The following is a 19,103-nucleotide window of genomic DNA, read 5'->3' as shown; positions in this document are numbered from 1 at the left end:
GCGAACTGCTCTTTCGATGAGGGCTGGGGTCAGCTGCCGGAGCCGGCCTTCTTGAAGCCGGCGGCCTCGGCGTCCTCGGCGGACTTGAACCAGAACTCGGCGATCGTCTGGTCGTACCACTGGCCGTCCGGCTCGTGGTAGAGGCCCGAGTCGGCGTTGCCCTTGACGGTGTAACCCTCAGGGGCGGAGCCGTCCTCGTTGGCCGGGGCTGCACCGGCGGGCAGGTCGACGGCGGGAGCGTCGGCCTCGGCGTCGACCACCGCAGCGGCCTCGGTCGCGGGGCCGTCCGTCGCCTCGACGTCGGCGGAGGCCTCGGTCAGGGTCAGGTCCTCGGACTTCTCAGCGTCCTCGGCGGCCTTGGTCTTGGCGGCAGCCTTCTTGGACTCGGCCTGCTTGGCGGCGCGCTTCGTCGCAGCCTCGGCCTCCTTGACGGTCGCCTTCTTGGCCGAGAGCGGCTCGCGGACGAGCTCGACGACGACCATGGGGGCGTTGTCTCCCTTGCGCGCACCGATCTTGGTGACGCGGGTGTAGCCGCCCTCGCGCTGGGCCATGTCCGGCGCGATCTCGGCGAACAGGCGGTGGACGACACCCTTGTCCCGCACGACCGTGAGGACACGGCGGCGTGCGGAGAGGTCGCCGCGCTTGGCGAAGGTGATGAGCCGCTCGGCGAGCGGGCGGAGGCGCTTGGCCTTGGCCTCCGTCGTCGTGATGCGGTCGTGCTCGAAGAGCGACGTCGCGAGGTTGGCGAGGATCAGCCGCTCGTGAGCGGGACCGCCGCCGACGCGGGGGCCCTTGGTGGGGGTGGGCATTGTGTTCTCCTAGAAGGGATCTGACCAGGCCGCTCGGGAGTTCCCCGGAGGCGAGGTCAAGCGGTTGGTCAGAGCTGCTCGTCCTCGACGAAGGACTCGTCGTCGTTGTAGTCGTCGTCACCGTAGCCATCGACCAGGGCCGACGGGTCGAACCCGGGGGGGCTGTCCTTGAGGGCCAGGCCCATGCCGACGAGCTTGGCCTTGACCTCGTCGATCGACTTCGCCCCGAAGTTGCGGATGTCGAGCAGGTCGGCCTCGCTGCGGCCGACGAGCTCACCCACGGTGTGGATGCCCTCGCGCTTGAGGCAGTTGTAGGACCGAACCGTCAGGTCGAGGTCCTCGATCGGCAGGGCGAGGTCGGCGGCGAGCGCGGCGTCCGTCGGGGACGGGCCCATGTCGATGCCCTCGGCCTCGACGTTGAGCTCGCGCGCGAGCCCGAAGAGCTCGACGAGAGTCTTGCCGGAGGAGGCCATGGCATCCCGCGGCGTCATCGAGTTCTTCGTCTCGACGTCGACGATGAGCCGGTCGAAGTCGGTGCGCTGCTCGACACGGGTCGCCTCGACCTTGTAGGTGACGGCGAGGACCGGCGAGTAGATCGAGTCGACCGGGATACGGCCGATCTCCTGGTCGCCGGACTTGTTCTGCTGCGCCGAGACGTAGCCACGACCGCGCTCGACGGTCAGCTCCATCTCGAGCTTGCCCTTGTCGTTGAGCGTCGCGATCGCCAGGTCGGGGTTGTGCACCTCGACGCCCGCCGGCGGCGTGATGTCACCAGCGGTGACGACCCCGGGGCCCTGCTTGCGCAGGTACATGACGACCGGCTCGTCGTGCTCGGAGGAGACGACGAGGCCCTTGATGTTGAGGATCATCTCGGTGACGTCCTCCTTGACACCAGGCACGGTGGAGAACTCGTGGAGCACGCCGTCGATGCGGATGCTCGTGACGGCCGCACCGGGGATGCTCGAGAGCAGGGTGCGACGGAGGCTGTTGCCGAGCGTGTAGCCGAAGCCGGGCTCGAGCGGCTCGATGGTGAAGCGGCTGCGGTTGTCCGCGACGACTTCCTCGGAGAGCACGGGACGCTGTGCGATGAGCACTGTTCATTTCCTTCCCACGGGCGACCGCTATATGACGCCGCGTGACGTCCGGGACCAGGCCCGGATGTGCGACCCACCTCTGTCTGTGAGCCTCACTGGCCCCGAGGTGCCCGCGCGACGAGCCGAAACCTGCCGCGCGGGTCCTTCGGGGGGTTCTCGGGGGCCCAGGCCGCCAGGGCCGTGAGCTCCCGAGGGGTCAGTTCTTGGAGTACAGCTCGACGATCAGCTGCTCGGTGAGCGGCACGTCGATCTGTGCGCGCACCGGGAGCTGGTGGATGAGGATCTGCAGCGAGCCCTCGGACACGTGCATCCACGCCGGGGGCGTGCGCTCACCGAACGTCTGGCGGGCCAGCTCGAACGGGAAGGTCTCGACGGACTGCTTGCGGACCGTGATGACGTCGTACTGCTCGACGCGGTACGAGGGGACGTCGACGCGCACGCCGTTGACCTCGAAGTGACCGTGCGAGACGAGCTGACGGGCGTGCCGACGCGTGCGGGCCAGGCCCGCGCGGTAGACGACGTTGTCGAGACGCGACTCGAGGATCGTCAGCAGGTTCTCACCGGTCTTGCCAGGGCGGCGGGCCGCCTCCTGGTAGTACCGGACGAACTGCTTCTCCATGACGCCGTAGGCGAAGCGGGCCTTCTGCTTCTCCTGCAGCTGGGTGAGGTACTCCTTCTCCTGGATCCGGCGACGGCCGTGCTGGCCGGGCGGGAAGGGACGGAGCTCGAAGTTCTTGTCGCCGCCGACGAGGTCGGTCTTGAGGCGACGGGACTTCTTGGTGATCGGGCCGGTGTAACGAGCCATGGTTTATCTTCTCTTTCTCAGCTCGGGCCGGATCAGACGCGACGGCGCTTGGGCGGGCGGACACCGTTGTGCGGCGTGGGGGTGACGTCGCTGATCGCGCCGACCTCGAGCCCAGCAGCGGTGAGGGAACGGATCGCCGTCTCGCGACCCGAGCCCGGGCCCTTGACGAAGACGTCGACCTTGCGCATGCCGTGCTCCATGGCACGACGCGCAGCGGCCTCGGCGGCCATCTGGGCGGCGTACGGGGTCGACTTGCGGGAGCCCTTGAAGCCGACCTGGCCGGCGGAGGCCCAGGCGATCACGGCGCCGGTGGGGTCCGTGATCGAGATGATCGTGTTGTTGAACGTGCTCTTGATGTGAGCGTGCCCGTGGGCGACGTTCTTCTTTTCCTTGCGACGAACCTTCGTCACACGAGCCTTGGGAGGCATGTTTCTCCTACGTCAGAACTTGAAGTCGATGAGGACCCGACCGGCGAACCGATCAGGGTCACTTGGCCTTCTTCTTGCCGGCCACGGTGCGCTTCGGGCCCTTGCGGGTGCGCGCGTTGGTCTTCGTGCGCTGTCCGCGCACGGGGAGACCGCGACGGTGACGAAGGCCTTCGTAGGAGCCGATCTCGACCTTGCGGCGGATGTCGGACTGAACCTCACGGCGCAGGTCACCCTCGAGGCGGTAGTTGCCCTCGAGGAAGTCACGAAGCGCAACGAGCTCGGCGTCGCCGAGGTCCTTGACGCGGGTGTCGGGGCTGACGCCGGTGGCTGCCAGCGCCTCCTTGCTACGGGTGCGACCCACACCGAAGATGTAGGTCAGTGCGACCTCGACGCGCTTGTCGCGCGGAAGGTCAACTCCAACAAGACGAGCCATGTTGGTGGTTCTCCTGATTTCTGTTTCGCGGAGGTCTGGTGCAGTCACCGGTCCGGTTTCGTGTCCGTCCTTCAGAACGGGCGGACTCCGGTCCCCGGCCTCCGTGCCGGGGGTGACGTCCTGCGCCGACGCGACGGTCGGTCATCAGGGGCCGGGTGCTGCTGTTCATATGTGTGCGTGCGGTCGAAGCTCGACGACACTGCAGGGTTCGGATCGCTGCTCAGCCCTGGCGCTGCTTGTGGCGCAGGTTGTCGCAGATCACCATGACCCGCCCGTTGCGGCGAATCACCTTGCACTTGTCGCAGATCTTCTTGACGCTCGGCTGAACCTTCATCTGCCTGCTGTCTTCAGATCGCGCTCCTGCCGCCACCGACCCATGCGAGGGCCGCCACCGTCAGGTGCTGTTGGATAATCGGGAGTTGGGTGCTTCGTGCGCGTGCCCTCGCGGGCCCGGGCGCTCAGCGGTAACGGAAGACGATCCGACCGCGGGTCAGGTCATAGGGCGAGAGCTCCACCACGACCCGGTCCTCGGGGAGGATCCGGATGTAGTGCTGGCGCATCTTGCCCGAGATGTGTGCGAGCACTTTGTGACCGTTGGTCAGCTCGACCCGGAACATTGCGTTCGGGAGAGCCTCGACGATCGTGCCCTCGATCTCGATGACACCGTCCTTCTTGGCCATGTCCTCCGTCAATCTGTTGGCGGCCGGCCCAGGCTGGGTCGGCACATGAATGAATGGCGTGCAGGCGCACGACACCCAAGGATCAAGATTACGCCACCCGGGCGCGAAGGAGAAATCGACCCGGACCCCGGCGGGCGCGGAGGGAACACCCGTCGGGAGCGAGCTCAGCGGCATACGGCAACAATCCTTCCACGGGAGGATCACGTATGCCGCTGTGCTCGGTAGCGTGCCTCCGTGACCTCCCAGCCGTCCCCCGCTCCCGCGGTGCCGAGGCGGCCGGTGCACTGGCTCGTCGTCGCGGCCGTGGGGCTCGCCTGTGCGCTCGCGGCCGTGCTGGCCGCGACCTCGGACGTCCACGTCGACCTCGCCCGCGAGTACCCCTCGGGCCGGTTCGACCCGGGGCCCCTCTTCTGTGGCTCGGCCTACGACGTCACCCTCTTCGCGCGGGGCGGCTACCTCGGCGGCGAGGTCCCGCTCAACCAGGCAGAGGTCGACGCCGCCTGCGTCTCGGGGGCCGGCCGGCGGATGGTGCTCGCCGCTCTCTTCGGCCTGGCCGGCGCAGCGGCCGTCGTCGTCGCGACCCGCCTGCGGCACCGGGCCCGCCCGGCCAGTGACGCGGCGCCTCCCACCGGGCCCCTCGTCGACCGCGTCGGAGCGATGATCGGCTTCTTCTACTTCCTCGTCTCCATCACCGTTGCCGGGCTCCTCGGCATCGGCGCCTGGTGGGTCAACGTCAACGAGCAGCCGGCGGCCCTCGGCTTCGTCGGCGTCGCGCTGGGGGCGGCCCTGCTCGCCTTCCTGCCACGGTTCCCCCGAGAGACGTTCATCGCCTGTGGCGCGCTGGCCTTCCTGCTCTACGGCGGCGGCGTCCTGCTCGGCCTGCCGACCGTGGTCATGGCGCTCATCGCGCTCTTCGGGGTCACCCTCTGGACCGACCGGCGCAGTGGCCTCTGGGCCCTGACGGCGTCCCTGGGCGCACTCGGCCTCGCCGTCGTGCTGCTCTTCGTCCGCTACGGCTTCTACCTCCCCCCGCTGGAGATGTTCGTCAGCGACCGGGTGGCGATCTTCCTCTTCAACAGCTCCGGCGTCGTCGTGCTCACCTGGGCCGTGGCCGACCAGGTCCGTGCTGCCCGGGAACGCCGGGCACTCCAGCGGCAGTCGGAGGCGCACGCCGCCGAGGCCGCCGCCCACCACGAGGCGGAGCAGGCTGCCCGCGGCCAGGTGGAGGCGCTCGCCGACCGTCACCGCATCGCCCGGGAGATGCACGACATCGTCGCCCACGGGCTCTCCGTCATGATCGTCCAGGCCGACGGCGCCCGGTTCGCGGCCGCGAGCGACCCCGCTGCAGCGACGACGGCGCTCGCGACGATCGCCTCGACGGGCCGGGCGTCGCTCGCCGAGATGCGCCGGCTGCTCAGCGTGCTGCGGGACGACACCGCACCGGTCCCCGAGGGGCCGCAGCCGGGTCTGGGCGACGTGCCCGCTCTCGTGCAGACCCTCGTCGACACCGGGCGCGACATCCGCCTCACCGTCCACGGCGACCTGTCCGAGTCGGCGGAGGCCGACGCCGTCGGGCTGACGGCCTACCGCACGGTCCAGGAGGCACTGACCAACGTGATGAAGCACGCCGGGGACGACCCGACCGCCTGGGTCACCCTGACGGTCGAGCCGCGCCGCGTCGTCGTGGACGTCGTCGACGACGGGCCAGGGGTCTCCGGGGCCCCGACGCGCGGTCACGGCCTGAGAGGCATGTCCGAGCGGGTCGAGATGGTCGGCGGGCACCTCGTCACCGGACCGGATGCGCGCGGCGGCTTCCGCGTCCTGGCCACCCTGCCTCGTGGGGACGACGCGTGATCCGCGTCATGATCGTCGACGACCAGGCACTGGTCCGGGCCGGCTTCGCCATGCTGGTCAGGTCCCAGCCCGACCTCGCCGTCGTCGCGGAGTGCGTCGACGGGGTCGACTGCATCGAGACGCTCGATCGGCTCGAGGCCGCGCACCCCGGAGCACCTGGTGGCGAGGGAGCGGTCGCCCCGGAGGTCGACGTCATCCTCATGGATGTGCGGATGCCTCGCCTCGACGGGATCGAGGCGACGAAGCAGGTCGTCGCGCGCCACTGCTCGACCAAGGTCCTCGTCCTGACCACCTTCGACCTGGACGAGTACGCCTTCACCGCGCTGCGGGCCGGGGCATCCGGCTTCTTGCTCAAGGACGCACCTCCCGAGGACCTGCTCGCGGCGATCCGGACGGTCCACGCGGGCGACGCGGTGATCGCACCCTCCACGACGAAGCGCCTCGTCGAGACGTATGTACGCGGCGTGGCGGCTCCGCAGGCCCTCATCGACCGGACGGCCACGCTGACGGACCGGGAGCGGGAGGTGTGGCTGGCGATCGCCCAGGGCCTGACCAACTCCGAGATCGCCGAGGCGCTGTTCGTCTCCGAGACGACGGTCAAGACGCACGTGGGCCACATCCTGGCCAAGACCGGGGTCCGTGACCGGGTGGCGCTCGTCGTGCTCGCCTACCAGACCGGCGCGATCTCCCCGGCCCCCTGACCCCCTGCCCGCCGCCCCGCCGCTTCCCCCGCCGCCCCTTTCCCCCGCAACACACCCGGTTGACTGCAACACACCGGCTCCCGTTCCCGGTGTGTTGCAGGTAACCGGGTGTGTTGCGGGGATGCGTGGGCCGGGGCGGGGTGGCTCCTCCCGTGGGAGGACGCGCGAATGGACCCACAGGCCGATGTGCCTCACCGCAGTGCTCCCCTAGCGTCGACGACGTGACCTCCACACTCGAAATCCCATCTGGGGAAAGCGATTTCGACCTTGACCTCGGTGACGGCCTCGCAGAAGCAGTCATCGACCACACGGCGATCGCGGACAACGTGCGCACCCTGCGCTCTCAGGCCGGCGCTCCGGTCATGGCCGTCGTCAAGGCCGACGCGTTCGGCCACGGAGCCGTGCCCGTCGCCCGCACGTGCCTCATGGCGGGGGCGGACTGGCTCGGCGTCACCCGAGTCGCCGAGGCCGTGGCCCTCCGGCGCGCCGGCATCGACGCGCCGGTCCTCGCCTGGCTCCATGACGGCCGGCTCGCCGACGTCGCGATCCGACACGACGTGGACCTCGCGGTGAGCAGCCCGATCGACCTCGCCGCGCTCGGGCGACCGGCCACCCCGCGCCCGGTTCGCGTCCACCTCAAGCTCGACACCGGCATGCACCGTAGCGGGTGCCCCGGAGAGGACTGGAGCCGCCTGGTCCGCGCCGCGGCCGATCTCGAACGTGCCGGGTCAGTGCGGGTCGTCGGGATCTGGTCCCACCTGTCGCACGGCGGCCAGCCCGGAGCCATCGCCACGCACCGCCAGCTGCTCATGTTCCGGATCGGACTCGACCTGGCACGCGGCGCCGGCCTCCGGCCGGACGTCGTACACCTCGCGAACACCGCTGCGGTCCAAGCCAACCCGGCCCTGACGCGGCATGACCTGGTCCGGGTGGGTGCCGGCCTCTACGGAATCGGCGACGGCCTCCGTCCCGCCATGACGTTCCGGTCCCGCGTCGTGCAGGTCCGCCACCTCGCTGCGGGTCGCGGCGTCGGCTACGACCACCTGCACCGAACCGTCCACGACACCCATGTGGCTCTCGTCCCCGTCGGCTATGCGGACGGCGTCCCCCGAGCCGCCACGGGCCGGGCGCAGGTCTGGGTCCGCGGCCGCCGCGCGCCGCTCCTCGGATGGGTGTCGATGGACCAGATCGTCATCGACGTCGGACCCGAGCCCGTGGCCGTCGGCGACGAGGTCGTCCTCTTCGGCAGCGGCGAACGCGGAAAACGCGGAGAACGCGGAGAACGCGGAGAACCGACGGCACGGGACTGGGCGCGGTGGGCCGGCACCACCGAGCACGAGATCTACACGGGGATCGGCAGTCGCGTGACGCGAAGGCACGTCGCGGAGCCCGCTCCCTCGCGGCTGTCCGACGTCAACCACGCAGGAGCGGTGGCATGAGAGTCGCGGTCATCCACGGCGGTACGAGCACGGAGCACGAGGTGTCACTCGCGGGCGCGCGGTGCATCATCGAGGCGCTCGAGCAGCTGGGTCACGAGCCGCTTCCCATCCTGATCGACCGCACCGGGGAATGGCACTCACCCGGTGCCACCGGTCGCGCCGCCGTCATCACAGCCCTGCTGACCTGCGACGTCGTGGTTCCGGCTCTCCACGGAGTGCACGGCGAGGACGGCACGGTCCAGGGCCTGCTCGAGATGCTCGGCCTGCCCTATGTCGGAAGCGGCGTGCGGGCCAGCGCCCTCTGCCTCGACAAGGAGCTCACCAAGGCGGTCGTCGGCCGCGCGGGCGTTCCCGTGGCAGCCGGGCTCCGGGTCGACGCGCCGAGGGTGCAGCAGAGCATCGCGAGCAAGGTCGACCGTGGCGCGCTCCTGCGCGAGCTGGCGCACGCGGGCGTCCGTTTCCCGGTCTTCGTGAAGCCGGTCCAGGGCGGGTCGAGCATCGGCGTCAGCCGCGTGCCCGACCCGGACTCGCTGCGCGCTGCGCTCGAAGCGGCGCGCGCCGCAGCCGCCGGCGGCGCCATCCTCATCGAGCCGGAAGTCGTCGGCCTGGAGGTCGACGTCCCGGTGCTCGAGCAACCCGACGGGAGCCTTCGCTGCGGGCCGACCCTGCTCATCGACAGTGACCCGCGCGAGCCGTTCTTCAACGAGACGGCCAAGTACGCGAGCGCCGTGACGGGCTTCACGATCCCTGCTCCCCTCGCGCCGGAGACCACACGGGCGCTGGAGGAGCTCGCCCTCGCGGCGTTCCGGGCCTTGGGTTGCCGGGGCCTGGCCCGTGTGGACTTCTTCGTCACGGACACCGGCCCGGTCCTGAACGAGGTCAACACGTTCCCGGGGTTCACCGAGCACTCGCAGTTTCCGCGGATGTGGGCGACGGCGGGGCTCTCCTACCAGCGGCTCGTCGCGACCATCCTCGCCACTGCTCACGACAATCCCTTCCCACTGCCCGACCTGCTGGGCCGCGGTCCCTTCCACGTCGGCGCGCGAGGCGCCGCCCACCACCATGGGGATGGATCGGACATTCAGGATGTTCCACGTAGCGCGGCGCCCGACCGGCAGCGTTGACTGCAACGGCTCGTGGGTCACGTACTCCACGAAGCGCACCATGACCGGGTACTCGAACATCGAGCTCTACGTCCAGGGCGTCGCCTGGAGCGAGGGCACCTGCCTGAGCGGCCCGTTCGACGACATGGGCTTCGGCGTGCGGACCTACAGCTCCTCGGGCGTCTACCAGACGACCCAGACCGACTACGGGCCCTCGGCCGCCTGACACGAAAGCGAACACAGCATGCGCGTGGTCCCGTTGACGAAGCTCCCTCTCCTCGCCGTCGTCCTGACCTTGGTCGGGTCCTCGGTGGCGTGCACGTCACACGACGCTTCGGTGGCCGGTGACCAACCCGCGGGCGGCGACCAGATCCCGTCCATGACCTACGACGACTACGTCGTCGAGTACAGCGCGACGAAGCGCTCACCCGACGTCCCTCCCCGCTACCCGAAGGACCGCGTCCGTCACGACCCGAGAGCTTCCGAGCCGACGTCCTTCCAGGTCGGCGGAGGCGCAACGGCGGCGGTGAGCGAGTGGAACTGCGCCTGGGGAGCGAGGTATGTCAGCTCGGCGCCCCGGGAGCTAGCGGAGGCCCTCGATCTCCGCGACCCGCAGCCGGACGATGCGCTCGACGACCGGCTCGGGCACGGGGCGGTCGACGTCGAAGCGGATCGTCCCCTTGGAGAGGGAGAACCCGTCCAGGTCCCCGGCGACCGCCTCGACGACCGCGCTGCTGAACGGGAACAGCGACAGGTGTCTGGCCGCCGAGACGACCGCGATGAGCGGTTTGCCGCGGTGGCGCAGGGCGGGCATGCCGTAGCTCATTCCCTCGTCCGCGTCCGGGACCAGGTCACGCGCGATGTCGATGACCCGGCTCAGCGCGCTTCGCCGCCGGTCGTCGCCGGTCGCAGCCAGGTAGTCGGTCACGGTGCCCATCGGCCCATAATCGCACCGTGACCTACGACGCGACAGAGTCAGACCAACCGGAGACCATCGAGGAGTTCTACGCGCGGATCCGTGCGGCGACAGATGCGGAGGGCCGCCTCCCGGTCGCCGTCGAGGAGATGCCCGGCTGGGACATCTACCCCTACGAGATCGACAGCCTCCGGCTCAAGCCACTCCAACCCCTGGCGGACGAGGAGCCGCCGAGGCGCGGCGAGGACGCGAGCGAGTGCTGGTGCGTGCAGCCGGCTGCGGAGGACGACGCCGCGCTCGTGTGGTGCAACGACCGGTGGAGACTGCGTCTCGCTGTCCCGACGGGTCTGCCGATCGCGCTCACGCTGAGCCCGCTCGAGCACCATGACGTGCCCAGCCTGCCGAGCGAACTGGCTGCCGAGATGGGCCAGCTCATCGTGGCCGTGGGCGACGCCATCGAGCAGCTGCCGTCCGTCGGCCGGTTCCAGCTGGCCAAGTGGGGCGACGGCGGAGCCCACGCCCACCTGTTCTTCATGGGCCGTCCGTCGCGGGCGCTCCAGTTCCGCGGCTCGCCCCTGATCGACTGGGAGGAGAACCTCCCCCGCGTCCCCCTCGCCGTCCTCCAGCGCAACGCCCGCGTGGTCGCAGACCGCCTCCTCGTCCACCTCGGCGGGCAGGCGGGCCTGCTCGGGCGGTAGGAGCAGCACCGAGCCGTATGCCGCTGAGCCGGCTCAGCGGCATACGGCGCCCTCGGCAGGTCGGTGGCCGCTCAGGCGGTCTGGTGCCTCGGGCGCTCGAAGAAGAGGACGGCCACGACGCCGGCCAGCAGAACGGCGGCCGGCAGGACCATCGACTCCGCCATCGCGGCCGCGAACCCGTCGGCGATCGCCGGGGGCATCGTGCCGCCGCCGTGGCGGATGGCCGCCCCGTCGCTGGGGATGCCGGGAAGGTTCGTGGCGAGCCGCGCTTGCATGAGCACGGCGATGGCCGCGCTGCCGAGGACGGCGCCGACCTGACGGGTCGTGTTGTAGACGCCGGACCCGGCGCCCGCCGCGGCCATCGGCAGGTTGCGGGTGGCGGTCGCGGACAACGGGGCCCAGAGGAACGGGCTGCCGACCCCCATCAGGGCCATGGGGAGCAACAGCTGCCACGTCTCGGTGTCAGGGCGCATCACGGCGGACAGCCAGAACAGCGCCCCCGCCGTCGTCACGACCCCGAAGCTCGTCAGGCTCCGAGGGTGAAGCCGGTCGGTCAGCCGACCGGCGACCGGGGCGAGACCACCGGAGATGACCGCCATCGGGGCGAGCAGCAGCGCGGCCCCGGTCGGGGACAGGCCCCGCACTCCCTGGGCGTAGAGCATCAGCGGGAAGGCCATCGCCGTGATGGAGCAGCCGACGGCGGAGATGCCCGCGTTGGCGAGCGAGAAGTTGCGGTCGCGGAAGAGTCCGAGGGGCAGCAGCGGCTCGCGCGAGTTGCGGCTCTGCCACCAGAGGAAGACCCCGATGACGAGCAGGCCGACGATGATCAGCGCGGGGATGGAGATGGGCCCAGCGATGGTCCCCCAGTCGTAGGTCTCGCCCTCCTGGATGGCGAAGACGATGAGGAACATCCCCACGGCGGACAGCACCACGCCGAGCCAGTCGAAGCTGTGGGTGTGGGTCTCGAGGCGGGGCACGAGCCGGATGGCGAGGACGAGCCCGAGGATGCCGACCGGGACGTTGACGAAGAAGATCCACTCCCAGCCGGGACCGTCGGTGAGCAGGCCGCCCAGGATCGGTCCGACGAGCATGGCGACGCCCGCGGTCGCGCCCCAGAGCGCCATCGCCTGCCCACGGGAGGCGGCCGGGAAGGTGCGGGTGATGACGGCCATCGTCTGGGGAGTGAGCATCGAGGCGCCGAGCCCCTGCACCACCCGGGCCACGATGAGGGCGCCGATCGTCGCGGTCAGCCCGCACCACAGCGACGCCAGCGTGAACACCGTGAGCCCGATGAGGTACAGGCGTTTCGGTCCGTAGCGGTCACCGAGGCGGCCGGTGATGAGCAGGGGCACGGCGTAGGCGAGCAGGTAGGCGCTGGTGACCCACACGACCCCGTTGACGTCCGCATCGAAGGCCACCATGATCGCCGGGGTCGCGACCGACACGATCGTCGAGTCGACGAGGATCATGAAGAAGCCGAGCACCATCGCCCACAGCGCGGGCCAGGGGCTGGGCGCCTCCCCCTGCGGACCCCCCGGGGCGAGCGGGGTCACGGGGCCGGCCGGTTCGTCGTCCATCCGGCTCGCCTGGGCGGCATGTCTCTCGGTCGTCATTCGTTCCCCACTCCCCCGGGCGCCCGGACCACCCCGGCGCTCGGAGCCCACAGTCTCTCGCGAACCTGTGGGAATCCTGAGACCGGCGCGCGGCGACCCCGCGGGGTCAGATGACGCCGAGAGCGAGAACGGCCTCGGCGAGCTGGACGAAGGACGAGGTGTTGGCCCCGACGACGTAGTTGCCCGGTGCGCCGTACTCGTCGGCCGCCGAGGCGCAGCGCTCGTGGATGCCGCGCATGATGCCCGCGAGGCGCTCCTCGGTGTACTCGTGGCTCCATGAGTCACGCGAGGCGTTCTGCTGCATCTCGAGGGCCGACGTGGCGACGCCGCCGGCGTTGGCCGCCTTGCCGGGGGCGAACAGCACCTCTGCGTCCGTGAGGACCCGAGTCGCTGACGGGGTGGTCGGCATGTTGGCGCCCTCGGCGACGACGTGGACGCCGTTCTTGACGAGGGTGATCGCAGCGTCCTCGTCGAGCTCGTTCTGGGTCGCGCACGGAAAGGCGATGTCGCACTCGACGTCCCAGATGCTGCCCCCGGCGACGTACGTCGCGGCCGGGCGCTGCTGGACATAGCTGCTGATCCGGTCGCGGCGGACCTCCTTGAGCTCCTTGAGCAGGTCGAGGTCGATGCCGGCCTCGTCGACGACGTACCCTTCCGAGTCGGAGCAGGCGACGACGTGGGCGCCGAGCTGCTGCGCCTTCTCGACGGCGTAGATCGCGACGTTGCCGGAGCCGGACACGACGACCCGCTTGCCGTCGAGGGAGTCACCCCGGGAACGCAGCATCTCGTCGGCGAAGAAGACGGTGCCGTAGCCGGTCGCCTCCTTGCGAACGAGGGAGCCGCCCCAGCCGAGCCCCTTGCCGGTCAGCACACCCGACTCGTAGCGGTTGGTGATCCGCTTGTACTGCCCGAAGAGGTAGCCGATCTCCCGACCGCCGACCCCGATGTCACCGGCCGGCACGTCGGTGTACTCACCGATGTGCCGGTAGAGCTCGGTCATGAAGGACTGGCAGAAGGCCATCACCTCACGGTCGCTGCGGCCCTTGGGGTCGAAGTCGCTGCCGCCCTTGCCGCCGCCGATGGGCATGCCCGTCAAGGCGTTCTTGAAGATCTGCTCGAAGCCGAGGAACTTGATGATGCCGAGGTTGACGCTCGGATGGAACCGCAGACCTCCCTTGAAGGGCCCGAGCACCGAGCTGAACTCGACTCGGAAGCCTCGGTTGATCTCGATCTCCCCGCTGTCGTTGACCCAGGGCACCCGGAAGATGACCTGTCGCTCCGGCTCGCAGAGTCGCTCGAGGACCTTGGAGTCGGCGAACTCGGGATGCTTGCGGACGACGGGGGTCAGGGACTCGAAGACCTCGAGCACCGCCTGGTGGAACTCGTCCTCGCCCGGATTGCGCCTCAGCACGACGTCGTAGATGTCCTGCAGGTGGGGGTCGAGGATGCTCATCGTCACTCCTGGTCGCTGCGTCTGTCACTCTGCGTCTGTCCCTCGGCGATTGTCGCGCTGCGCAGGTTCGGCCGTCGTGGCGTCCGAATGACGAACGTGGCGTCTCAGTGGACGGGACGCAGCGGTGGAGGGCCCACGGCGAGCGCGAAGGGATCGCTGCCGGGGAGCGGCCGTTCCCGCCAGGCCAAGGTGGCCTCCCCCGCACGGAGCCGCGCGGTGACCCGGAACCGGTGCGGCGTCTCGACGACGAACACCTCCGCCTCGAACGTGTCACCGTCGACCCACCCGCCGCTGGCCACCACGGGCAGGCGCAGCGCCCCGAGCCGGAGCTCCGACTCGAGCCACTCGCCGTCGCCGACCTGCAGCTCGAGCACCGAGTCGCGTCGGCGGAGTCGCATCAGGTGACCTCGCCGGCCACGGCGCACCGAGACCCCCGTGTAGGCACCGGAGAGGCTCCGATCGCCCGTTGCGGCCGGCGCGCTGTGGTCGGCACCGCTGCGCCCGACGTCAGCGTCGTCCGGACCGCGGTCGACCCCGGAACGGGCGGGAAACGCGAGGGCGGCGAGTCGCTCGGAGAGGACGGCATCCGCCTGGGCCGTCCCCGGTCGCCCCAGGGCCGGGTGGGCGGTCTCCCAGAAGGCGTCGAGGATCTCCTGCATCGCGCCGTGTTCCGCGGTGATCGCGACCGCAGCGTCCTCGTCGGGAAGGACCAGCCCGAGCTGTCCGAAGGCCCCATCGGCCCGGTAGCCGTGCCGGGAGGTCCAGAACGAGTAGCCGTAACCGAGGACGGAGTCGTCGTTCGCCGCCGGATCACGATGCCGTGGACCGAAGGGCGCGCTGGCCTCGTCGACCCAGGCCGCCGGAAGCAGCTGCTGACCCCGCCACTCCCCGCGGTCGAGGTGGAGCTGGCTGAAGGCGAGCAGACCCTCCGTCGTCAGGTGCGCGCCGGTGAAGCCGAGCTCGTGCCCCAACGGGTCGCGTTGCCACGGCAGCTCGGGGATCCCCAGAGGGTCGAGCAGCCGCGGGCGAAGGATGGCGACGAGACCGCGCCCCGACGCGGCCCGGGCGACCCGGGACAGCAGGTAGGTCGCGACCTGGTTGTACGTGAACGTCGACCCCGGTATGTGCTCAGGAACCGTGCCGAGCACGATCGGGAGCCAGTCGGTCCCGGGCCGCAGCACGTCGCCACCCAGGCCCGCGAAAGCTGGGTCCCAGGCGTCGGCCTCATGGCCGACGGTCATGGTGAGGCAGTGGCGGACCGTCACCTGAGACCAGTGCGGGTGGAGGGTCTCCCGCTCAATCCCGGGCAGGTGCGCGAGCACCGGGTCGTCGAGCGAGAGGACACCGTCGTCCACGAGGAGGCCGATGGCCGTGGCGGTCAGCGACTTCGAGACGGAGTAGACCAGGTGAGCCCGCCCAGCGGCATACGGCTGCCACCAGCCCTCCGCGACGACGCGTCCGTGGCGCGCCACCATGACGCTGTGCAGCTCGATCCGCCGCTGCTGGACGGTGTCGAGGAAGTCGACCAGGCCTCGGGCGTCGACGCCCTCCTGTCGCGGCGAGCTGCGGGGAAGGATCACCCTCCCGACGCTAGGTGAGGACGGTGACGACCGTGCGGTGTCGGCTCAGCCGAGCGGGGCGTATGCCGCTCCGCTCGCTCCCAGCGCGGCCTCGCCCCCGTCGATGGCCGTGAGGATCCACAGGCCCTCTGGGCGCACCGCCACCGAGTGCTCCCAGTGCGAGGCCCGGGTCCCGTCCGCAGTGACGACCGTCCAGTCGTCCCCGAGCACCCGCGTCGTGGAACCGCCGAGGGTGACCATCGGCTCGATCGCGCCGGTGAAGCCGGATGGCAGCTTGGGACCGGACTCGCCCACCGCGTAGTTGGGGATCTGCGGGTCCATGTGCATCTCGGTGCCGATTCCGTGCCCGACGTACTCGTCGACGATCCCGTAGGTGTGGCCGTCCCGCTCGGCGGCTGCCTCGATGCTCGCCTCGACGGCGTCACCGACGGCGTAGAGCCTCCCGCCGACGCGCATGGCGGCGATTCCCGCATAGAGGCTCGCCTCCGTCGCCGCGATGAGGGCAAGGTCCTCCGGACGGGCGGCCTCGGGACCGCCGACGACGACCGAGATCGCCGCGTCGCCGTTCCAGCCCTTGACCTCGGCGCCGCAGTCGACCGAGATGAGGTCGCCTGCCTCCAGGACCCGCTCGCCGGGGATGCCGTGGACGACCTCCTCGTTGACGCTCGTGCAGAGCGTGTGCGAGTAGCCCGGGACGAGCTGGAAGTTCGGGATGCCGCCGTGGCTGCGGATGAACTCCTCGGCGAGCCGGTCGAGCTCGACCGTGGTGACCCCCGGGACGATCCGCTCCCGGAGCATCTCGAGGGTGCGACCGACGAGCAGCCCCGCCTCACGCATGAGGAGGAGCTGCTCGTCGGTGCGACCTTGGAGCTTGCGACGACCGAACACGGACCCGCTCAGTCCTCGGCTGCCGGGGTCGGCAGTGCGGTCAGGATGCGGTCGGTGACCTCGTCGACCTCACCCATGCCGTCGACCTGGACGAGCAGACCGGCATCGGCGTAGTGCTTGGCGAGCGGTGCCGTCTCACGACGGTAGATCGCCTGACGCTCGCGGATGACGTCCTCGGAGTCGTCGGCGCGGCCCTCGATCTCGGCCCGCTTGAGCAGCCGCTCGACGACCGCGTCCTCGTCGACGGTCAGCTCGAGGACCGCGTCGAGGCGGTGCCCGTGGCGGGCCAGCATGCCGTCCAGCGCCTCGACCTGGCCCGACGTGCGCGGGTAGCCGTCGAGGAGGAAGCCGCCGGTGGCGTCGGGCCAGGACAGCCGGTCCTCCACGATCTCGTTGGTGACCTCGTCGGGGACGTAGCCGCCGGAGGCGAGGATCTCCTCGACCTTGCGCCCCAGCTCGGTCTGCTCCTTGATGTTGGTCCGGAAGATGTCGCCCGTCGAGATGGCCGGGATCGACAGTCGGTCGGCGATCCGCGCGGCCTGCGTGCCCTTACCGGCGCCGGGCGGGCCGAGGATGATCAGACGCATGTGGGCGCCTCCTGCGACGAGGAGGCCGGGGCGAGGACGGTGAGAGACATCAACGGAGGAACCCTTCGTAATGGCGCTGCTGCAGCTGCGCCTCGATCTGCTTGACCGTCTCCAGGCCGACACCGACGATGATCAGGATCGAGGTACCACCGAAGGGGAAGTTCTGGTCCGCGCCGATCGCCGCGATGGCGATGAGCGGGATGAGCGAGACGATCGCTAGGTAGAGGGCACCCGGCACGGTGATTCGGGTGATGACGTAGTTGAGGTACTCGGCCGTGGGTCGCCCGGCACGGATACCCGGGATGAAGCCGCCGTACTTCTTCATGTTGTCGGCGACTTCGGTCGGGTTGAACGTGATCGACACGTAGAAGAACGTGAAGAAGATGATGAGGGCCGTGTAGACGATCATGTAGACCGGGTGATCACCTCGGGTGAGGTTCGCCTGGACCCACTGGACCCACGCGGGCGGCGTCTGCGTCGGGTCCGTGTTGAACTGCGCGACCAGGCCCGGCAGCGCCATCAGCGACGCGGCGAAGATCACCGGGATGACGTTGGCCATGTTGACCTTGAGCGGGATGTAGGTCGACGTGCCGCCGTACATCCGACGACCGACCATCCGCTTGGCGTACTGGACCGGGATGCGCCGCTGCGACTGCTCGACGAACACGACCGCCGCGATCACGAACAGGCCCAGGAGGATGACCCCGAGGAACGTCCCCCAGCCCTGGTTGTCCTTGATCGCCCACAGCGCGCGCGGGAACGACGAGGCGATCGAGAGGAAGATGAGCAGCGACATGCCGTTGCCGACGCCACGGTCGGTGATCAGCTCGCCGAGCCACATGATCAGGCCGGTGCCGGCCGTCATGGTGAGCACCATGATGAGGATGGTGATGAACGACGAGTCGATGAGGATGTTGTCGCAGGCGGGCCCGAAGAGGCTCGAGGGGTTGCGGGCGAACGTCACGAGGGTCGCGGACTGCAGGATGGCGAGGCCGATCGTGAGGTAACGCGTGTACTGCGTCATCTTCGTCGTGCCCGCCTGACCCTCCTTCTTCAGCTCCTCGAAGCGGGGGATGACCACGGTGAGCAGCTGGACGATGATGCTCGCGGTGATGTAGGGCATGATCCCCAGCGCGAAGACGGACAGCTGCAGCAGGGCGCCGCCGCTGAAGAGGTTCGCGAGGTTGAGGAACCCGGACGTCGCGTCACCCGCTGCGTCCCGCGCCTCGAGGCAGTTCTGCACCAGCGGATAGCTCACGCCGGGCGTGGGCAGGTGCGAGCCCAGACGGAACAGCACGATGATGCTCAGGGTGAAGAGCAACTTCTTGCGCAGATCCGGGGTACGGAACGCACGAACGAAGGCGGCGAGCACAGGGTCCTCCTGAGGGCCCGACCCGGTGGGGTCGGCTGAAGTCAAGCAATCCGTGGAAGGTTAACGCAAAGGCCCAACGCCCCGAGCACCCTCCCCTTGGTCGACGTCACATCGACCGCGGATCAGGCGCCCGGGGCGCTGGGTCACACGATGTGTGGGGTGGTCACGCGGACCGCTCAGTTGTCGGCCAGGGCCTTGACCGAGCCGCCGGCGGCCTCGATCTTCTCCTTGGCAGAAGCCGAGAACTTGTGCGCCTCGACATCGACCTTGACCGAGATCTCGCCCGTGCCGAGCACCTTGACCGGGTGGCCGTCGCGGACGGCGCCCTTGGCGACGAGGTCCTCCACCGAGACCTGCCCGCCCTCCGGGAAGAGGACCTGCAGACGGTCGAGGTTCACCACCTGGTACTCGGTGCGGAACGGGTTCTTGAAGCCGCGGAGCTTGGGCAGGCGCATGTGCAGCGGCATCGAGCCGCCCTCGAAACGCTCCGGGACCTGGTAGCGGGCCTTCGTGCCCTTGGTGCCACGCCCGGCGGTCTTGCCCTTGGAGCCCTCACCACGACCCACGCGGGTCTTGGCGGTCTTGGCTCCGGGAGCCGGACGCAGGTGGTGCACCTTGAGGGCGGACTCGCCCTGCTTCTTGGTGGCCAT

Annotated in this window: 21 protein-coding genes; 6 read left to right on the top strand and 15 right to left on the bottom strand. The window is 69.9% G+C overall.

The features are described 5' to 3' along the window. Positions 1-29 precede the first annotated feature (29 nt). The 7 genes from rplQ to infA all read right to left on the bottom strand — a co-directional run bounded on the left by rplQ (position 30) and on the right by infA (position 4,249). Positions 30-809 carry a 50S ribosomal protein L17, sunset domain variant gene (gene rplQ, locus ABWV20_RS00650; RefSeq protein ID WP_353352815.1) on the bottom strand — a complete coding sequence of 260 codons (780 nt, stop codon included), beginning with the start codon at positions 807-809 and terminating at the stop codon, positions 30-32. A 68-nt stretch (positions 810-877) separates the two neighbouring features. After that, positions 878-1,903 carry a DNA-directed RNA polymerase subunit alpha gene (locus ABWV20_RS00645; protein ID WP_353352814.1) on the bottom strand — a complete coding sequence of 342 codons (1,026 nt, stop codon included), beginning with the start codon at positions 1,901-1,903 and terminating at the stop codon, positions 878-880. Between the two features lie 196 nt (positions 1,904-2,099). Then, entirely contained in the window at positions 2,100-2,708 is a 609-nt protein-coding gene (gene rpsD / locus ABWV20_RS00640) for a 30S ribosomal protein S4 (protein ID WP_353352812.1), read from the bottom strand. Positions 2,709-2,740: 32 nt separating this feature from the next. Then, positions 2,741-3,136, bottom strand: coding sequence for a 30S ribosomal protein S11 (gene rpsK / locus ABWV20_RS00635; protein ID WP_013493541.1), 396 nt, complete (start codon positions 3,134-3,136; stop codon positions 2,741-2,743). A gap of 58 nt (positions 3,137-3,194) precedes the next feature. Then, positions 3,195-3,569 carry a 30S ribosomal protein S13 gene (gene rpsM, locus ABWV20_RS00630; protein WP_013493542.1) on the bottom strand — a complete coding sequence of 125 codons (375 nt, stop codon included), beginning with the start codon at positions 3,567-3,569 and terminating at the stop codon, positions 3,195-3,197. A 220-nt stretch (positions 3,570-3,789) separates the two neighbouring features. Next, a complete protein-coding gene (gene rpmJ / locus ABWV20_RS00625; protein ID WP_007928044.1) occupies positions 3,790-3,903 on the bottom strand; it encodes a 50S ribosomal protein L36 in 114 nt (37 codons plus the stop codon). Between the two features lie 124 nt (positions 3,904-4,027). After that, a complete protein-coding gene (gene infA / locus ABWV20_RS00620; protein ID WP_006946284.1) occupies positions 4,028-4,249 on the bottom strand; it encodes a translation initiation factor IF-1 in 222 nt (73 codons plus the stop codon). Positions 4,250-4,483: 234 nt separating this feature from the next. Between infA and ABWV20_RS00615 the strand changes: the two genes are divergently transcribed. From ABWV20_RS00615 to ABWV20_RS00595, 5 genes are all read left to right on the top strand, one after another. Next, positions 4,484-6,103, top strand: a complete 1,620-nt coding sequence (locus tag ABWV20_RS00615; RefSeq protein WP_353352811.1) for a sensor histidine kinase — start codon at positions 4,484-4,486, stop codon at positions 6,101-6,103. Continuing rightward, entirely contained in the window at positions 6,100-6,804 is a 705-nt protein-coding gene (locus tag ABWV20_RS00610) for a response regulator (RefSeq protein WP_353352810.1), read from the top strand. The genes ABWV20_RS00615 and ABWV20_RS00610 overlap by 4 nt, the downstream gene beginning before the upstream one ends. Positions 6,805-7,025: 221 nt before the next feature. Continuing rightward, entirely contained in the window at positions 7,026-8,243 is a 1,218-nt protein-coding gene (gene alr, locus ABWV20_RS00605; protein ID WP_353352809.1) for an alanine racemase, read from the top strand. After that, entirely contained in the window at positions 8,240-9,367 is a 1,128-nt protein-coding gene (locus ABWV20_RS00600) for a D-alanine--D-alanine ligase family protein (RefSeq protein WP_353352808.1), read from the top strand. The genes alr and ABWV20_RS00600 overlap by 4 nt, the downstream gene beginning before the upstream one ends. A 40-nt stretch (positions 9,368-9,407) precedes the next feature. Next, positions 9,408-9,572, top strand: a complete 165-nt coding sequence (locus tag ABWV20_RS00595) for a hypothetical protein (RefSeq protein WP_353352807.1) — start codon at positions 9,408-9,410, stop codon at positions 9,570-9,572. A 357-nt stretch (positions 9,573-9,929) separates the two neighbouring features. On the opposite strand, the gene ABWV20_RS00590 is transcribed toward ABWV20_RS00595, so the two are convergent. Then, positions 9,930-10,283: an iron chaperone gene (locus ABWV20_RS00590; protein WP_353352806.1), complete on the bottom strand. Its 354-nt coding sequence runs from the start codon at positions 10,281-10,283 to the stop codon at positions 9,930-9,932. Between the two features lie 17 nt (positions 10,284-10,300). On the opposite strand from ABWV20_RS00590, the gene ABWV20_RS00585 reads away from it, so the two are divergent. After that, entirely contained in the window at positions 10,301-10,960 is a 660-nt protein-coding gene (locus ABWV20_RS00585) for a hypothetical protein (protein ID WP_353352805.1), read from the top strand. Positions 10,961-11,031: 71 nt separating this feature from the next. Here ABWV20_RS00585 and ABWV20_RS00580 read toward each other — a convergent pair whose 3' ends face one another. From ABWV20_RS00580 to rplO, 7 genes are all read right to left on the bottom strand, one after another. After that, complete coding sequence (locus ABWV20_RS00580) at positions 11,032-12,573, bottom strand: DHA2 family efflux MFS transporter permease subunit (protein ID WP_502901732.1); 1,542 nt, start codon at positions 12,571-12,573, stop codon at positions 11,032-11,034. A gap of 106 nt (positions 12,574-12,679) precedes the next feature. Beyond that, positions 12,680-14,026 carry an NADP-specific glutamate dehydrogenase gene (gdhA, locus tag ABWV20_RS00575; RefSeq protein ID WP_353352804.1) on the bottom strand — a complete coding sequence of 449 codons (1,347 nt, stop codon included), beginning with the start codon at positions 14,024-14,026 and terminating at the stop codon, positions 12,680-12,682. 104 nt (positions 14,027-14,130) lie between these two features. Further along, positions 14,131-15,606 (bottom strand): serine hydrolase domain-containing protein, encoded by a 1,476-nt coding sequence (locus ABWV20_RS00570; protein WP_353352803.1) that lies wholly within the window; start codon positions 15,604-15,606, stop codon positions 14,131-14,133. Positions 15,607-15,651: 45 nt separating this feature from the next. Further along, positions 15,652-16,494 carry a type I methionyl aminopeptidase gene (map, locus tag ABWV20_RS00565; protein ID WP_353352802.1) on the bottom strand — a complete coding sequence of 281 codons (843 nt, stop codon included), beginning with the start codon at positions 16,492-16,494 and terminating at the stop codon, positions 15,652-15,654. A gap of 8 nt (positions 16,495-16,502) precedes the next feature. Next, on the bottom strand, positions 16,503-17,081 hold the full coding sequence (locus ABWV20_RS00560; RefSeq protein ID WP_353352801.1) for an adenylate kinase: 579 nt from the start codon (positions 17,079-17,081) through the stop codon (positions 16,503-16,505). 49 nt (positions 17,082-17,130) lie between these two features. Then, entirely contained in the window at positions 17,131-18,453 is a 1,323-nt protein-coding gene (secY, locus tag ABWV20_RS00555) for a preprotein translocase subunit SecY (protein WP_353352800.1), read from the bottom strand. 176 nt (positions 18,454-18,629) lie between these two features. Further along, positions 18,630-19,103 carry a 50S ribosomal protein L15 gene (rplO, locus tag ABWV20_RS00550; RefSeq protein WP_353352799.1) on the bottom strand — a complete coding sequence of 158 codons (474 nt, stop codon included), beginning with the start codon at positions 19,101-19,103 and terminating at the stop codon, positions 18,630-18,632.

It is taken from the genome of Intrasporangium sp. DVR (genome assembly GCF_040365325.1).
Classification (GTDB): domain Bacteria; phylum Actinomycetota; class Actinomycetes; order Actinomycetales; family Dermatophilaceae; genus Intrasporangium.
The sequence above is the reverse complement of the archived record's forward strand: the minus strand, read 5'-3'. Positions and strand labels throughout refer to the sequence as shown.

What these genes read in the sequence shown, in the direction of transcription:
- ABWV20_RS00580 (WP_502901732.1), bottom strand. Translation starts at nt 12,573, where the DNA reads ATGACGACCGAGAGACATGCCGCCCAGGCGAGCCGGATGGACGACGAA.
- rpmJ (WP_007928044.1), bottom strand. Translation starts at nt 3,903, where the DNA reads ATGAAGGTTCAGCCGAGCGTCAAGAAGATCTGCGACAAGTGCAAGGTG.
- gdhA (WP_353352804.1), bottom strand. Translation starts at nt 14,026, where the DNA reads ATGAGCATCCTCGACCCCCACCTGCAGGACATCTACGACGTCGTGCTG.
- rpsM (WP_013493542.1), bottom strand. Translation starts at nt 3,569, where the DNA reads ATGGCTCGTCTTGTTGGAGTTGACCTTCCGCGCGACAAGCGCGTCGAG.
- ABWV20_RS00600 (WP_353352808.1), top strand. Translation starts at nt 8,240, where the DNA reads ATGAGAGTCGCGGTCATCCACGGCGGTACGAGCACGGAGCACGAGGTG.
- rpsD (WP_353352812.1), bottom strand. Translation starts at nt 2,708, where the DNA reads ATGGCTCGTTACACCGGCCCGATCACCAAGAAGTCCCGTCGCCTCAAG.
- ABWV20_RS00560 (WP_353352801.1), bottom strand. Translation starts at nt 17,081, where the DNA reads ATGCGTCTGATCATCCTCGGCCCGCCCGGCGCCGGTAAGGGCACGCAG.
- rpsK (WP_013493541.1), bottom strand. Translation starts at nt 3,136, where the DNA reads ATGCCTCCCAAGGCTCGTGTGACGAAGGTTCGTCGCAAGGAAAAGAAG.
- ABWV20_RS00595 (WP_353352807.1), top strand. Translation starts at nt 9,408, where the DNA reads ATGACCGGGTACTCGAACATCGAGCTCTACGTCCAGGGCGTCGCCTGG.
- rplO (WP_353352799.1), bottom strand. Translation starts at nt 19,103, where the DNA reads ATGGCCACCAAGAAGCAGGGCGAGTCCGCCCTCAAGGTGCACCACCTG.
- ABWV20_RS00590 (WP_353352806.1), bottom strand. Translation starts at nt 10,283, where the DNA reads ATGGGCACCGTGACCGACTACCTGGCTGCGACCGGCGACGACCGGCGG.
- infA (WP_006946284.1), bottom strand. Translation starts at nt 4,249, where the DNA reads ATGGCCAAGAAGGACGGTGTCATCGAGATCGAGGGCACGATCGTCGAG.
- rplQ (WP_353352815.1), bottom strand. Translation starts at nt 809, where the DNA reads ATGCCCACCCCCACCAAGGGCCCCCGCGTCGGCGGCGGTCCCGCTCAC.